At 68.6% G+C, this 15,895-nt stretch carries 12 protein-coding genes; 8 read left to right on the forward strand and 4 right to left on the reverse strand.

Going from position 1 to position 15,895, the window contains the following annotated elements; all coding sequences use genetic code 11:
- Positions 1–157 precede the first annotated feature (157 nt).
- Positions 158–2,536, reverse strand: coding sequence for a TIM-barrel domain-containing protein (locus QM624_RS17345; RefSeq protein WP_415094124.1), 2,379 nt, complete (start codon positions 2,534–2,536; stop codon positions 158–160).
- Between the two features lie 416 nt (positions 2,537–2,952).
- On the opposite strand from QM624_RS17345, the gene QM624_RS17350 reads away from it, so the two are divergent.
- The gene (locus QM624_RS17350) at positions 2,953–4,296 is read left to right on the forward strand and encodes a PhoH family protein (RefSeq protein ID WP_415094126.1); all 1,344 of its coding nucleotides are present in this window, start codon (positions 2,953–2,955) and stop codon (positions 4,294–4,296) included.
- Between the two features lie 246 nt (positions 4,297–4,542).
- On the opposite strand, the gene QM624_RS17355 is transcribed toward QM624_RS17350, so the two are convergent.
- Positions 4,543–5,250, reverse strand: coding sequence for a helix-turn-helix transcriptional regulator (locus QM624_RS17355; protein ID WP_415094129.1), 708 nt, complete (start codon positions 5,248–5,250; stop codon positions 4,543–4,545).
- Positions 5,251–5,312: 62 nt separating this feature from the next.
- On the opposite strand from QM624_RS17355, the gene moaA reads away from it, so the two are divergent.
- Positions 5,313–6,350, forward strand: a complete 1,038-nt coding sequence (moaA, locus tag QM624_RS17360) for a GTP 3',8-cyclase MoaA (protein WP_415094131.1) — start codon at positions 5,313–5,315, stop codon at positions 6,348–6,350.
- A gap of 5 nt (positions 6,351–6,355) precedes the next feature.
- Positions 6,356–6,598 (forward strand): MoaD/ThiS family protein, encoded by a 243-nt coding sequence (locus QM624_RS17365; protein WP_415094133.1) that lies wholly within the window; start codon positions 6,356–6,358, stop codon positions 6,596–6,598.
- 558 nt (positions 6,599–7,156) lie between these two features.
- Here QM624_RS17365 and QM624_RS17370 read toward each other — a convergent pair.
- Together QM624_RS17370 and QM624_RS17375 are read right to left on the reverse strand one after the other, a co-directional pair.
- A complete protein-coding gene (locus QM624_RS17370; protein WP_415094135.1) occupies positions 7,157–7,861 on the reverse strand; it encodes an SCO1664 family protein in 705 nt (234 codons plus the stop codon).
- Positions 7,858–8,481, reverse strand: a complete 624-nt coding sequence (locus QM624_RS17375) for a histidine phosphatase family protein (RefSeq protein ID WP_415094137.1) — start codon at positions 8,479–8,481, stop codon at positions 7,858–7,860. Before QM624_RS17375 ends, QM624_RS17370 begins: the two co-directional genes overlap by 4 nt.
- A gap of 158 nt (positions 8,482–8,639) precedes the next feature.
- Between QM624_RS17375 and QM624_RS17380 the strand changes: the two genes are divergently transcribed.
- From QM624_RS17380 to QM624_RS17400, 5 genes are all read left to right on the forward strand, one after another.
- Positions 8,640–9,569, forward strand: a complete 930-nt coding sequence (locus QM624_RS17380) for a type IV toxin-antitoxin system AbiEi family antitoxin domain-containing protein (RefSeq protein ID WP_415094139.1) — start codon at positions 8,640–8,642, stop codon at positions 9,567–9,569.
- 143 nt (positions 9,570–9,712) lie between these two features.
- Positions 9,713–11,095, forward strand: a complete 1,383-nt coding sequence (locus tag QM624_RS17385; protein ID WP_415094141.1) for a magnesium chelatase — start codon at positions 9,713–9,715, stop codon at positions 11,093–11,095.
- Positions 11,096–11,102: 7 nt separating this feature from the next.
- A complete protein-coding gene (locus QM624_RS17390) occupies positions 11,103–13,178 on the forward strand; it encodes a vWA domain-containing protein (protein ID WP_415094143.1) in 2,076 nt (691 codons plus the stop codon).
- Positions 13,179–13,451: 273 nt separating this feature from the next.
- Complete coding sequence (locus QM624_RS17395; protein ID WP_415094145.1) at positions 13,452–14,468, forward strand: 2-hydroxyacid dehydrogenase; 1,017 nt, start codon at positions 13,452–13,454, stop codon at positions 14,466–14,468.
- 215 nt (positions 14,469–14,683) lie between these two features.
- Positions 14,684–15,895: PTS transporter subunit EIIC (locus QM624_RS17400; RefSeq protein WP_415094147.1), on the forward strand; the 1,212-nt coding region annotated here is incomplete at its 3' end.

The raw sequence follows: 15,895 nt of genomic DNA on the forward strand, positions 1-15,895 counted from the left end.
CGGCAAACGGTTGGTCGAGCCTGTCGAGACCCCTTCCTCGCCCTGGTGCATGTCCCGATCCGTAGACCCCTCCCTAACTACCTGTGCCCTCCCTCTGGAGGGAGGGCACAGGTAGTTAGGGAGGGCTTTATGGGCGGCGGCAAGGGGAGAGATGGTGTCAGCCGTCGGAGAGCAGGATCTCGCTGAGCGCGGCACGCAGCGGGTCGGGCAGGTCGATGCCGTCCAGCCGGCGCACCACATCCAGCGTGTCGCCGGGGTGGCTGATCATCGTCCAGGCCCGTTCCTTTTCCGCGTAGTCGCACTGCGCCGCGTTCAGCACGTCGAACAGCCGTTCGGTGATGGTCGGGCCACCGCCTCGCACCGGGTCGGTCAGCGTCACCGTCGCGCCGTCAGCGGTGCTCACCTCGCCGAGGTCGATGGTCAGCCGGCCGGCGCCAGGGGTGGCCACGCCGCCGTCCACGCGCGCGGCATCGCTGATGCCATGCAGGATCACCGTCCAGCGGCGCCGGGCCGGCACCACGTCCAGCTCGCCCACGGCGGGGGCGATGGTGAACCGGGCGGCGTCGTCGTCCCACTCCACGGTTGTCCGGACGGCCCGCGGCGCGGCCGCGTCGTCGTCCTCGTACAGGGTGAACGAGCCGATCGCGCCCGCGAACACATGCACCTCGAACGCGGACGGATTGCCCACCCCGTACTCCTCGGGACCGGTCATCGGCACGATCGCGCCCGGACGGACCAGCACCGGGTAGCCGGACAGCGGCCGATGCAGCTGCACCGTCCGTCCGCCCGAGTAGTGCAGGTCGGTGAAGAAGTCGATCCACGGGCCCTCGGGCAGCCAGGTGGTCACCGCACCCAGCCCGGTGACGCGATCGGCCGGTGCGGTGATCGGCGCCACCAGCAGCTTCGAGCCGAACAGGAAGGTGTTGCGCGAACCGTAGGCGCGCTGCACGTAGATGTCGCCCTCCCGATGCACGTGATACAGCGGACGGCACAACGCCCGGTTGGTGCGGTGCGCCCGTTCGTTCATCGTGTACAGGTAGGGCAGTAGCCGGTGCCGCAGCCGCAGGAAGTCGACCATCACGGCGGCGTGCTCGGCCGGATAATTCCACGGCTCCTTGCCCATGAACCGGCTCAGCGTGGAGTGCAGCCGGTTGATCGGCGAGAAGGTGCCCAGCTGGAACCAGCGGGTGACCAGCTCGTTGTCGCGGTAGCCGAACATGTGGCCGCCGATGTCGTGGCTCCACCAGCCGAAGCCGATGTTGGCGGCCGTCGCGGTGAAGCGCGGCTGGAACTCCAGGCTGCCCCACGAGTTGATCGTGTCGCCGGAGAAACCCACCGGGTAGCGGTGTGAACCCGGTCCGGCGTAGCGCGAGAAGGTGATCGGACGCTGCCCGCGCCGCGCGCTGTCCAGGTAATGGAAGTGGTTCAGCAGCCACAGCGGATCCAACCCGGCCAGCGAGGAATGCGTGCCCTGCTGCCAGTCCAGCCACCAGAAGTCGACGCCCTCGTCCTCCAACGGGTGGTGCACCTGCTCGAAGTAGCTGGCCAGGAAATGCTGGTCGGCGATGTCGAAATCGACCGGCTGCTCGGACGCCGGATCGATGCCCATCGCCCGCGCCATCCGCGGGTAAGCCTCCTCGAACGCCCGGACGCCGTCCGCCGGGTGCACGTTCAGCGCCACCTTCAGCCCGTGCTCATGCAGCCAGGCGAGCATGCCCTCGGGATCGGGGATCAGCTCCCGGTTCCAGGTGTAGCCGGTCCAGCCGGTGCCGTACTCGGGCGGGACGTCGACCAGGTGCCAGTCCATGTCGAGCACCGCGACGCTGAACGGAATGTGCGCGGCGGCGAACCGGCTGATCAGCTCCTGGTACTCCTCAGCGGTGTAGGGGTGGTAGCGGCTCCACCAGTTGCCCAGCGCCCAGCGGGGCAGCAGCGGTTGCGGCCCGGTCAGCCGATGGAAGTCGTCCAGCGCCTGCTGGTAGGCCTCCCCGTGGGCGAACAGGTAGATGTCGGTGTTGCCGGACGCCCGGGGCGCGACCCAGCCGTCGGCGTCCAGTGCCATCGTGGTCGAGTCGTCGAGCACCGCCGAGCCGAGGTAGCTGAGCACGCCGTCCTCGAGGTCGGTGGGCCCGTCGACCTCGTCCAGGGTGCGCGCGGTGCCGCCCAGGTTGGCGTCGCCGCCGCCCCAGAGTTGCTGGCGTTCGCCGTAGCGCCAGGTGCGACGATGACCGGTGCCACCCGCCAGGTGGGCGTACAGCCCGCCCGGGCTGAACGGCAGCTCGTCGTAGCTGAGCTGCACGGTGGCGGTGACGATCTCGATGCCGTGCTTGGTGCGGTTGACGGTGAACTCGACCGGTTCGAAGTCGCGGTTGATCACCATCTGGGTGGCGCGGTCCTCGAATCGGCCCTCGGGGGAGTACTCCAGCCGGAACAGCGCGTTGCTCAGCACCGTGATCCGGTAGCGCTCGCCGCGCACCTGGGATTCGGCGGGCGCCAGCGGTGTGGTGGGCATTCTCAACCGGTCCGGAAGCGTCATGGATCGCAGTCTAGGGAAGCGGCGAGGAGCGCCCGCCTGCCGATGAGGCTTGTCGACCACCTCATTGGACGTCGGCGCGGCCAAGGTCTCGACAAGCCCGACCATCGGTGATTGAGCTTGTCGAATCACCTCACAGGGGTCTCGACAAGCTCGACCAGCGGGCGACCGGGGCAGGGCGTCGGCCACGTGAACGGGGGATGACGGCTTCCGCTGCCCGGCGTGCCGCGCGTCCGGATCGCCCGCGGGCTGCTTACAGTGCAAGTGCGGTCACCCCAATGACCGTCCAGGAGGAAACGATGCGTCGTTTGACCCGCACCGGTCGAACCCGCGGGCCACTACCAGGGCCCGAACTTCCCGGCTGACACAACTATGTGGGCCGGCGGGGGTGCAGCGTCGGCCTCAGGACAGGACCGCTCGTGCCCCGTACAGCAAGCAGTTCCCGCAGCTTCGTCAGCACCGCCGCCGACACGTCGGTGCGGACCTATGTGATCGACACCTCCGTCCTGCTCAGCGACCCGCACGCCGTGCGCAACTTCCACGAGCATGAGGTGATCGTGCCGATCGTGGTGGTCACCGAACTGGAGGCGAAACGGAATCATCCCGAGCTCGGCTACTTCGCCCGGACGGCGCTGCGCTACCTCGACGAGCTGCGGCTGGCGAACGGACGGCTCGATCTGCCGCTGCAGGTCAACGAGGACGGCGGCACCCTGCACGTGGAACTCAACCACTCCGACCAGACCGTCCTGCCGCACGGCTTCCGCCTCGGTGACAACGACTCACGCATCCTCGCGGTGGCGCTGAACTACTCCGGTGAGGGACGCGATGTCGTCCTGGTCAGCAAGGACGTCCCACTGCGGGTGAAGGCGTCCGCGGTCGGCCTGGCGGCGCAGGAGTACCTGCACGAGCAGCCCATCGACACCGGATGGACGGGCATGGCCGAGGTCGAGGTGGAGCGGGCCAGCGTCGACGCCCTGTACGCGTCCGGCACCGCGCTCATTCCGGAAGCCGTCGACCTGCCCTGCCACAGCGGTGTGGTGCTGCACACTTCCGGCGCGACCGCGCTGGGCCGGGTGCTGCCGGACGGCGCCGTGAAGCTGGTCCGGGGCGATCGCGACTGCTTCGGTATCCACGGACGCTCCGCCGAGCAGCGGGTGGCGCTCGACCTGCTGCTCGACCCGGCGGTGGGCATCGTCTCGCTCGGTGGCAAGGCCGGCACCGGCAAATCGGCTCTCGCGTTGTGCGCCGGCCTGGAGGCGGTGCTGGAGCGCCAGTTGCACTCGAAGGTGATCGTCTTCCGGCCGCTGTACGCCGTCGGTGGTCAGGAACTCGGCTACCTGCCGGGTGCCGAGGGCGAGAAGATGGCGCCCTGGGCGCAGGCCGTGTTCGACACCCTCGGCTCGGTCACCAACCGCAACGTCATCGAAGAGGTGATGGCCCGCGACCTGCTCGAGGTGCTGCCGCTCACCCACATCAGGGGACGCTCGCTGCACGACGCGTTCGTGATCGTGGACGAGGCGCAGTCGCTGGAGCGCAACGTGCTGCTCACCGTGCTGTCCCGGATCGGCCAGAACTCGCGGGTGGTGCTGACTCACGACGTCGCGCAGCGCGACAACCTGCGGGTCGGACGCCACGACGGCGTCGTCGCGGTCGTCGAGAAGCTCAAGGGTCACCCGCTGTTCGCCCACGTCACGCTGACCCGTTCGGAGCGTTCACCGATCGCCGCGCTGGTCACCGACCTGCTGGAGGACATCGGCATCTAGCACGCGCCGATCAACGCAGTCACATGTTGGTTGAGCTTGTCGAAACCCCTTGCCGGCCGGCACGTTCCGGGTCTCGACGAGCTCGACCGGCGAAGGTCCGCGCTTCCCCAAGCCGCTGGCCCGAGACCAACGGACACGTTGGCGCCTGCGACTTCGCTGTCATCCCGGACTTGATCCGGGATCTCCACCCGCCGACCCGCGCGGCGTCCGCCAGAGATCCCGGCGCTCGCCGGGATGACGGGGGCCTCAGGCGTGCGCTGCCGATTCGACGACGGCGTCCGAGACCGGAGCCAGTCGCGCCAGGCAGAGTTCCGGCCCGACCCAGGGCCGTAGCTCGGCCACGGTTTCGCCGGCGCCTCCGGCGGCGAGATAGCCCCGCATCATGCCCAGATGGATCCGGCACACGGTGGTGTCGCCGCCCAGGGTGAGATCACGGAACGGGCAGCGGACGATCTCCAGGTTGCGCTCGCCGTCCACCTCAGCAACACGGGAACTGAGGCCCAGCGAATTGACGGCAGCCACCAGTGCTGCGGTGTCGGGCAGTTCGGCTTCGGAGTCGGCCAGGGAACGGCCCCAGGATTCGCCGATCTGCTCGGCGATCGGATTGTCGGGGGAATCGTTGTCGCGCAGGTAGCCGAGGATCGCCTGTACCAACGAACGGTAGGGATGGTCGGTGACCGGCGGGACGGTCGGAGCGGCGGTGAACAGCACCCTGGGTCGCCCCTGGACGCCGCGATGTTCGACCACCCGGCGCACCAGGTTGGCGGTGAGCAGCGCATCAAGATGGAAGCGGACGGTGTTCTGATGGAGGGCGAGGCTCTCGGCCAGCACCTCGGTCGAGGTGGGGTCGGGCAGCTCCTGGAGGTGCGCGAGAACTCGCCGTCGGGTCGGTCCGAGCCGATCCGAGCCATGGTCAGGCACGGTGGACGAGGTCATCATCTTCCATGATGTCACCACCGGTCACCCTGTGCATGACGTTTCGCCCCGGCTCGGAGTCTCTCGCGTACCCTGTGGGCATGACGGTCGAGGTGCGCACACCGCTGGTGTTGGCTGATGCGCATGGCCGTGTCGCCACCGACCTGCGGGTGTCACTCACCGATCGCTGCAACCTCCGTTGCACCTACTGCATGCCCGCTGAAGGCATGCCGTGGCTGCCCGGTGACGAGGTGTTGACCGATGCCGAGCTGCATCGGCTGATGGCGATCGCGGTGGAATCGCTGGGCATCACCAAGATCCGTTTCACCGGTGGTGAGCCGCTGCTGCGCCGGTCGCTGGAACACATCGTCGCCGACGCCAAGACCCTGCGCACCCGCGCCGGCAATGCCCCGGAACTGTCCCTGACCACCAACGGCATCGGCCTGGACAAGCGAGTGTCCGCCCTTGCCGAGGCCGGATTGGACCGGGTCAACGTGTCGCTCGACTCGCTCGATCGGCAGCGTTATGCCGCCCTCGCCCGCCGTGACCGGCTGGACGCCGTGCTGGCCGGGCTGGCCGCGTCCGAGGCTGCCGGGTTGCTGCCGGTCAAGGTCAACAGCGTGATCATGCGTGACGTCAACGACGTCGACGTCGTCCCGCTCGCGCAGTTCTGTCTGGAGCGCGGCTATCAGCTGCGGTTCATCGAGCAGATGCCACTCGGGCCGCGGCACGAATGGGACCGTTCGCAGATGGTCACCCAAGCCGAGATCCTGGAGCGGCTCAATGAGCGGTTCACCCTGCAGCCGGCCGCCGAGCCCCGCGGCGCCGCGCCCGCCGAGCTGTGGGAGGTGGCCGCCGACGGCTCGCAGCCTGGTGGGCGGATCGGCGTCATCCCCTCGGTGACCGCACCCTTCTGTGGCGCCTGCGACCGGACCCGGATCACCGCCGACGGCCAGATGCGCACCTGCCTGTTCTCGCGCACCGAGACCGACCTGCGTACCCCGTTGCGCGACGGCGCCTCAGACGCCGAACTCGCCGAGATCTGGGCGGGCGCGCAGGCCCGCAAGGCGGCCGCGCACGGCATCGGCGAACCGGGCTTCGTGCCGCCGGCCCGCACCATGAGCGCCATCGGAGGTTGAGGATTGTGAAGATTCGGTACTTCGCGGGCGCGGCAGATGCCGCGGGTGTCTCTGAGGAGACCGTGGACGCCGAGTTCGAGGTGACGGTGGCCGATCTGGTGGAGCAACTGGGCTCCGACCGTGAGCGGCTGGCCAAGGTGCTCGCCGTCTCCACCGTCCTGATCGACGGCCAGGCGGCCCGCTCCCGCACCGAGTTCATCGCACCGGGCGCCCAGGTGGACGTGCTGCCTCCGTTCGCCGGCGGATAGTCGCGCTTGCTCGCCCGTCGAGTTGTGGTCGGTCGAGCTTGTCGAGACCCAGTGCCGCCGACGGGCATGGTTTCGACAAGCTCAACCAGCGGTGCTTTTAGAGAAGCGGTGATCCATTCACGTCATCCCGGACTTGGATCGTCATCCCGGACATCGTCATCCCGGACTTGATCCGGGATCTCTCCCGGCCGAGATCCCGGGGAGCCGAGATCCCGGGGAGCCGAGATCCCGGGTCGGAGCCCGGGATGACGTGAATGATCAGCGCTTCCTTAGGTCAGCCGGGGGTGCAGGTCGGTGCTGGCTGGTCGAAAATCCAACCCCGTCAACTCTGGTCCTGACAAGGGGGGATGCGGTATTCTGAAAGACCCCCCAGCGGCGGTGGGGTGCCGGGTTCGGCGCTGGACATGCCCGGGGCGGACGATGCGTCGTCCGGTTCGGCTGCCTCGGCGGAGCGCGTTTCCCCACCGCCGGAGTTCAGTGCCGCGCGTGGCTCTTGAGGCCTCTCCAGCGAGCGACAAACCCCTGGCGTCCGGTGGAGGCGTCGTGTCGCCGTCCGGGTCAGATCAGCGGCCACGGCCAAGCGTGACCGGTCTCATCGATGGGCAGGATTCCCATGTCGAGCACCCTTTGGGTTCGGCGCCGCAGTGCGCGCACCTCGCGTTCGTCGAGCAGTTCGGCGATCTCATCGGGGACGGCGTCCGCGAGCGGCGCCAGGTCAGTCAGGATGTCGGGGGCGATGGGTTCGCCGGCGAAGTCCCAGATCACGGTGCGCAGCTTGTAGCCGGCGGCGAAACACAGGCCGTGGTCGATCGCCCAGATGCCGCCGTGTTCGTCGGTGAGCACGTGGCCGCCCTTGCGGTCGGTGTTGTTGCTGACCACGTCGAAGACGGCCAGCCGACGCAGCCGCTCGTGAGCCTCGGGCGACTCGCGGACCAACCGGAAGTAGTGCATCGCCGGATCGCACTCGATGAACCACTGCAACGAACCCACTCCCAGCGGAGCGTCGGTGCGGATCACGGTGGGCGGCACCAGCCCCCAGCCCAGGGCGGCGTCCAGCAGGTAGGCGGCACGTTCGCGCCGGTACAGCCCGGGTTCGAAATCCCACAGCGGCCGTTCGCCGGATTCGGGCTTGTAGATGGCCCAGGTGTAGTCGTCGTCGCGGGTGACCTCGACGACGAAGGTGGCGTTGCTGCTCTCCACCACCCGGCCGACGAGATTGATGGTGCCCTCGCTGAGCAGCGCCTCCTGCTGGGCGGTGTTCACTGAGCCAGCGGCCCGTCGGTCGAATTGACGCTGCGGACGACGGGTGCACCGTGAGCGGGCCAGTCGATCACCGACACCGAGCCGGTGCCGACGTCCATCCGCTGGAAGTGATCGAGGTGGGTGCCGACCGCATGGGTGAGCAGAGCCTTGATCGGGTCGGCATGCGAGAAGCAGGCCACCGTCTGCCCGCGGTGGGTGGCCCGCAGCCGCTCCATCAGCGCGATCATCCGGGTCTGCAGTTCGACGAAGCTCTCGCCGCCCGGAAACCGGAAGGTGGACGGCGCCTGCTGCACGGTGCGCCAGTCGCGAAGCTTGGCCAGTGCGGTGAGCTGCTTTCCGGTCCATTCGCCGAAGTCGCACTCCAACAGGGCGGGCTCGATCACGGCGGTCAGCCCGGTACTCCGCTCGGAGGGCTCGGCGGTCTCTCGGGCACGTTCCAGCGGTGAGCTGTAGATCGCGGTGAGCCCGGCGTCGGCCAACCGGCGGGCCACGGCGTCAGCCTGCTCCCGGCCACGATCGGAGAGATGCAGTCCGGGAGCACGCCCCGGCAGGATCTGCCCGGTGGTCGGTGTCTGTCCGTGGCGCACCAGCAGCACCCGGAATGTCTTGGGCGACGGCACGCGACGAGCGTACTCGGCTGCGAGGCGGCTGGGTGCTGCTGGTTTCGCCGAGGCCCACAGGGTCCGGCGGACAAAGATCGGGATCGGGCACGGCTGACCGTGCCTGATCTCGATGGTTGTCTTGAACACTTTCGAGCCGGCGGGCGCACGGTGAGGATGTGAAGAACAAGATGGTGCTCGATGCAGAGTTGCGTGCGTTGGCCGAGGCTCAATCGGGCGTGCTGAGCAGGCCCCAGCTGCTGGGCCACGGGCTGAGCCGCAGGGTGATTGCCCGGTTCCTTGCCGATGGCATCGTCGACACTCTGACACCGGGGATCTATCGGGTGGGCACGGGCTCAGCATGGCTTGGGCGAGCCTGGGCCGGCCTCCTGCTGGGTGGTGAAAGTTCCGTGCTCGGCCTGGAGACCGCTGGGCACCTGCACGGAGTGATCAAAGACGAGCCCGCCGAGATCACCGTGTTCACGCCGGAGGATCATGTGAACAGGTTCGGGTGGAGATTCATCAGATCCAGTCGAACGGGCAGCGGCGAACCCACCCGTACCGGACTGGAGAGCACGGTGCTTGATCTGTGCGCCGGGCGCGACGAGGACGAGTTGGCGGCACTTCTCGCCGACGTGATCAGCAGTCGGCGAACCACGGCGAAGCGACTGCTGACCGAACTCTCTGAACGTCGACGGCAACCCAGCCGACGATTGCTGCGCGACATCCTCGGCGACGTCGAGACGGGTGCCCACTCGGCGCTGGAAAGACGCTTTCTGGTCAACGTCGAACGTGCCCACGGCCTGCCGGAGGCGGTGCGACAAGCACGCGCCGGGTATCGGCATCGCGCAGACGCCTGGTATCACGAGTTCGGCGTGCTGGCTGAACTGGACAGCAAGCTGCATCACACGGGTGGTGCCGCATTCCGGGACATGGCAAGGGACAACGATCACGCGAGGGCCGGTCTGCTGACGTTGCGGCTCGGCTGGGGCGATGTTTCAGGTGTGGCAGCGTGCCGAACCGCGCTCATGGTCGGGCAGGTGCTGATGAGTCGCGGTTGGGAGGGTCCCATCCAGCCCTGTGAGCATTGTCGATTGGCGATCGGTTGAACAAAGATCGGGATCGGGCACGGCTGACAGTGCCCGATCCCGACTGTTGTTGCGTGCTGAGCCATCGACTTCGTTGTTACGGGTGGATGCCAGGTGGAACCACCTGTGTCGCGGCGTCTTGTGCCCGGGGTTAGCGTGAGGACGTGACCGAACGCCCCACCATCGCAACCGTTGCAGAACTGCGTGCCAGCGGGCACGTTCAGAAGGGTCTTCGTGAGGAGATCCGTGACAATCTGCTGACCGCGCTGGCGGCCGGGGAGAACCCCTGGCCGGGCCTGCACGGCTTCGACCGCACGGTGCTGCCGCAACTCGAACGAGCCCTGATCGCCGGGCATGACGTGGTGCTGCTGGGGGAGCGCGGGCAGGGTAAGACCAGGCTGCTGCGCACCCTGGAGGGCCTGCTCGACGAGTGGACGCCGGTGATCGCCGGGGCCGAACTCGGCGAACATCCCTACGAGCCGATCACCGCCGAGTCCCGTCGTCGGGCCGCCGAACTCGGCGACGACCTGCCGGTGGCCTGGCGGCACCGCTCCGAGCGCTACTCCGAGAAGCTGGCCACCCCGGACACCTCGGTGGCCGACCTGATCGGCGACGTCGACCCGATCCGGGTCGCCGAGGGACGCCGGCTGGGCGACCCGGAGACCATCCACTTCGGCCTCATTCCTCGTAGCCACCGCGGCATTGTGGCGATCAACGAGCTGCCCGACCTGGCCGAACGCATCCAGGTGTCGATGCTGAACGTGATGGAGGAACGGGACATCCAGATCCGCGGTTACGTGCTCCGGCTGCCGTTCGATGTGCTGGTGATGGCCTCGGCCAACCCCGAGGACTACACCAACCGCGGCCGGATCATCACCCCACTCAAGGACCGCTTCGGCGCCGAGATCCGCACCCACTATCCGCTGGAACTAGCCGACGAGGTGGCGGTGATCCGCCAGGAGGCGCAGCTGGTCGCCGAGATCCCCGAGGTGCTGCTCGAGATCCTGGCCCGCTACACCCGGGCGCTGCGCGAGTCGCCGGCGATCAACCAGCGTTCCGGCGTCTCCGCCCGGTTCGCGATCGCCGGTGCCGAGACCGTGGCCGCCGCGGCGCTGCACCGGGCGGTGGTCCGGGGCGAGACCGACCCGGTGGCCCGGCTGGTCGACTTGGAGACTGCGGTCGACGTGCTGGGCGGCAAGGTCGAGTTCGAGGCAGGGGAGGAGGGGCGTGAGGAGGCGATCCTCAGCCACCTGCTGCGCACCGCGACCGCCGAGGCGGCCCGGGCCCACTTCCGTGGCATCGACCTGGGTCCGCTGGTGGAGGCCCTGGACGGCCAGACCACGATCATCACCGGCGAGCAGGTGACCGCGTCCGAGTTCCTGGACGGGCTGCCCGACGCCGACGACGTGTACGAAGAGATCGCCGAGCGGTTCGACGCCGACAATGCCGGCCGCCGGGCCAGCGCGATCGAACTGGCGCTGGAGGGCCTCTACCTGGCGCGCCGGATCGCCAAGGACTCCGACGGCAGCGAAACCATCTACGGCTAGGACCACCATGCCTCGTAACCGCGCCTCGCGTTACGGCCGCTACGCCGGCGGCCCGGATCCGTTGGCGCCGCCGGTCGACCTGAGCGAGGCGCTGGCGGCGATCGGCGACGACGTGATGGCCGGCTACACCCCCGAGCGTGCGCTGCGCGAATATCTGCGTCGCGGCAGCTCATCGCGCGAGGGCTTGGACGACCTGGCCCGCCGGGTGAACGCCCGCCGTCGCGACCTGCTCAGCCGCTACCGGATGGACGGCACCCTGCAGCAGGTCAAGGAGCTGCTTGACCATGCGGTCGACGCCGAACGGAAACAGCTGCTCCGCGACGCGATGATGGACGACGACGACCGAGCCTTCCGCGAGCTGCGGCTGGACAACCTGTCGCCCTCGACGGCCGCCGCGGTGAACGAGCTCACCGACTACGACTGGGCGTCCACCGAAGCCAGGCAGGACTACGAGAAGATCAAGGACCTGCTCGGACGCGAACTGCTCGACCAGCGGTTCGCGGGTATGAAGCAGGCACTGGAGAACGCCACCGATTCCGACCGGGCGGCGATCAACGCGATGCTCGACGACCTCAACGAGCTGCTCGACAAGCATCGCCGCGGTGAGGACACCCCCGAGGACTTCGATGACTTCATGGCGAAGCACGGCGACTTCTTCCCGGAGAACCCCCGCAACGTCGAGGAGCTGATCGACGCGCTGGCGCAGCGTGCGGCCGCCGCGCAACGGCTGATGCGCTCGATGAGTGCCGAGCAGCGCGAGGAGCTGATGCGGCTCTCGGCGCAGGCGTTCGGGTCGCCCGAGTTGATGGCGCAGCTCGACCGGTTGGATTCCTCGCTGCAGGCGCTGCGTCCCGGCGAGAACTGGACGGGCGGCGAGCAGTTCACCGGCGAGGAGGGGATGGGCCTGGGTGACGGCACCGGCGTGCTGCAGGACCTCGCCGAGCTCGATTCGCTGGCCGAGCAGCTCGGCCAGAACTACGGTGGCGCCCGGCTCGACGATCTCGACTTGGACGCCCTGAGCCGGCAGTTGGGCAGCGAGGCGGCGGTCAACGCCCGCACTCTGGCCGAACTGGAGAAGGCGCTGCGCGAGGGTGGTTTCCTGCGTCGCGACGGCTCCGGTGACCTGCGGTTGTCGCCGCAGGCGATGCGCCGGCTCGGCAAGGCGCTGCTGGCGGACGCCGCCAAGCAACTCTCCGGACGCCAGGGCAACCGGGACACCCGGCTGTCCGGCGCCGCCGGGGAGCCGACGGGGGCGTCCCGGCCGTGGCAGTTCGGCGACTCCGAACCCTGGGACGTCACCCGGACGATGCTGAACGCGGCGACGCGCGACCCCGAGTCTGCGCGCACCTCACCTTTGCGTCCGACGGAGATCCCGGGTCAAGCCCGGGATGACGGACTGCCGCCTGACGCCGCGGGAAGCGTCACCCCGCCGCGCTTCCGGATCCAGCTGGACGACGTCGAGGTGGTTGAGACTGAGGCGCGCACCTCGTCCGCGGTGGCGCTGCTGGTGGACACCTCGTTCTCGATGGCTGCCGAGGGACGCTGGGTGCCGATGAAGCGGACGGCGCTGGCGCTGCATCACCTGGTCAGCACCAGGTTCCGCGGCGACCGGTTGGAGCTGATCAGCTTCGGACGATGGGCGCAGTCGCGGGAGATCACCGAACTCACCGCGTTGCCGCCGGTGCGTGAACAGGGCACCAACCTGCATCATGGCCTGCTGCTGGCGAACCGGTTCTTCCGGCAGCATCCGTCGATGCAGCCGGTGCTGCTGATCGTCACCGACGGTGAACCGACCGCGCACCTGACCGGTGGCGGGGACGCCTGGTTCGACTGGCCGACCGCGCCCGAGACGGTCGCGCTGACTGTCGCCGAGCTGGACAAGGCGTCCCGGCTGGGCGCCGCCCCGATCTTCTTCCGGCTCGGCGACGACCCGGGGCTGGAGCGGTTCCTCGGCCAGCTGGCCCGGCGCTCCGGCGGACGGGTGGTGTCACCCGATCTGGCCGATCTGGGTAGCGCGGTGGTCGGCGAGTACCTGACCGCCCGGTTCCGCCGCGGCTGGGATCTCAGCGACTGGCTGGAGTAGCCGTGGTGCTGAGGTCCCGGATCAAGCCCGGGATGACGGTGAGTTTCGTCATCCCGGTGAACGCCGGGATCTGTACTTGGGCGGGCCGCGGGAAGAGATCCGGGATGACGGTGGGGTTCGTCATCCCGGCGAACGCCGGGATCTCCTCTCGCGGGGTGAAGGGCGATCTGAGTCAGGCGTGGGAAATCGGTACCGCGCGAGGAGCGGACCGGCCAGACTGGGGCGACAAAGCGCGGCGCTCACGCCGCACGAACAGATGCGAGGAGGCACGACGTGGTGAAGGTGCTGGTGGCCGGGGATCGGTTCATCCTGCCGGAGATCCTGCTGGAGGCGTTGGCCCGGCATGTCCCGGACGCCGAAACGACGATCATTAAAGGCAGCTGGCCGGTCACCCCGTTCGCCGACATCGGTGAGGTGCATGAGGCCGAGGGCGATGAGGACGACCTGATCCGCGCCCTGGAGGGTTGCGAGGTGGCCTTCGTCCACGCCTCGCCGTTCACCGAGAAGGTGATCGCCGCAGCCACGCCGACGTTGAAGCTGATCACCGTCGGACGTGGCGGGCCGGTCAACATCAACCTGGACGCCGCCAAGAAGCACGGCGTGACGGTATCCAACGCGCCGGGACGCAACGCCACCGCGACCGCCGAGCACAGCGTCGCGATGATCCTCGCCTCGGTGCGGCAACTGGTCGACCGGCACAACGAGCTGGTGGCCGGCCAGTGGCGCGGCGACTACTACGCCTACGAGAACGTCGCGCCCGAGGTGCGCGGCTCGACGGTCGGGCTGATCGGCTACGGTGCGATCGGTTCCCGAGTGGCCCGGACGCTGCACGCGATGGGTGCCCACGTGCTCGCCTATGACCCCTATGTGGCAGCCGCCGACATGCCGGACGCGGAGAAGCTCGACGATCTGGACGAACTGCTGCGGCGCTCCACCATCCTCACCCTGCACCCGCGGCTGAACGACGAAACCCGCGGCATGATCGGACGCGACCAGCTGGCGCTGCTGCCCGAGGGTGCGATCGTGGTGAACTGCTCGCGTCCGCCCGTCCTCGACTACGACGCGCTCGCCGACGCCCTCGATTCGGGCCACCTGTATGCCGCCGCCGCGGACGTGCTGCCGTCCGAACCGCTGCCGCCTGATCACCGGTTGCTGCACACGCCGCGGCTGATCGTCACCCCGCACCTGGCCGGTGCCAGCCGGGAATCCGCCCAGCTGGCCGCCGAACTCGGCGCCGCCGACATCGCCCGCTGGCTGGCCGGAGAGCCGCTGAAGTACGCGCTCACCTGAGCCGGTCGGGGGTTGCGGCGCAGATCGGCCGGCGAAGCGGCGCCGGACGCCGACTGCGCGCCGGCGTCCGGGTTGCCCCGCGGGCGACGATTGGGCTACCTTCGAGGCGAAGATTGATTCTTCATCAGGGTTGTTAGTCCGCGAGGACGCAAGGCCTGAGGCGTAAGCGCGCCTCAGGCCTTTTTTGTTGCCCTGATCCGGATGAGAGGGAACACATGGCAGTGGACTTCGCGACCTTGGGCGACGACATCGTCGACGCCGTCGGAGGTCTGGGAAACATCAAGACGGCTCGGCATTGCGCGACCCGGCTGCGGCTGGAGCTGCGCGACGAGGACAAGGCCGCCACCGAGAAGGTGAAGGGACTCAAGGGCGTCCTGGCCGTGGTGCAGGCCGGCGGCCAGTACCAGGTCGTGATCGGCAACGACGTGCCGTTCGTCTACGCACGCATCGCCGAGCGACTGGAGGGCGGCGGCACCGTCGAGGAGGTCGAGGACAACTCGAACAAGAGCATCCTCAACAAATTCATCGACCTGGTCACCGGGCTGTTCCACCCGATCCTGTGGCCGCTGGCTGGCGCCGGCCTGTTCAAGGCGTTCGTCAGCATGTTCGCCACCTTCGGCTGGTTGAACACCGAGAGCACCGAGTACGTCGTGCTCAACGCCGCCTCGGACGCGCTGATCTACTTCCTGCCGCTGCTGCTGGCGGTGTCCGCGGCGAAGCGGTTCAAGACCAACCAGTTCACCTCGATGGCGATCGCCGGTGCGCTGGTCTACCCGAGCATCGTGGCCCTCACCTCGGCGGAGGGCTCGCTGACCTTCTTCGGCATTCCGCTGGTGATCATGAGCTACTCCAGCTCGGTGATCCCGATCATCGTCGGCGTCTGGGTGCAGGGCTACCTGGAACGCTTCCTGCTGCGCACCCTGCCCGGCGCGATCCGCAACTTCACCACGCCGCTGCTGTGCATGCTGATCATGGTGCCGCTGATCCTGCTGACCATCGGTCCGGCCACCACCATCGCGGCCAACGCGATCGCCGACGGCATCACCTGGCTGTTCAATGTCGCGCCCTGGCTGGGCGGCGCCCTGATGGGCGGCTTCTGGCAGGTCTTCGTGATCTTCGGCCTGCACTGGGGCTTCATTCCGCTCATCGTGCAGCAGCTCTCCACCGGCTACTCGATCATGATGGGTCCGCTGGCCGGCGCCGTGCTGGCCCAGGCCGCCGCCACCTTCGCCGTCTGGATCCGCACCAAGGACCACGACACCAGGGAACTCGCCGGGCCGTCCGCCTTCTCGGGCTTCCTGTCCGGCATCACCGAGCCGGGCATCTACGGCGTGAACCTGCCCCGCAAGCTGCCGTTCTACTTCGGTGTCGCGGGTGGCGCGATCGGCGGCGTCTTCGCCGGTCTCGCCGGCGCCGGCACCACCGCC

The organism is Micropruina sp., assembly GCF_047606365.1.
GTDB lineage: Bacteria > Actinomycetota > Actinomycetes > Propionibacteriales > Propionibacteriaceae > Micropruina.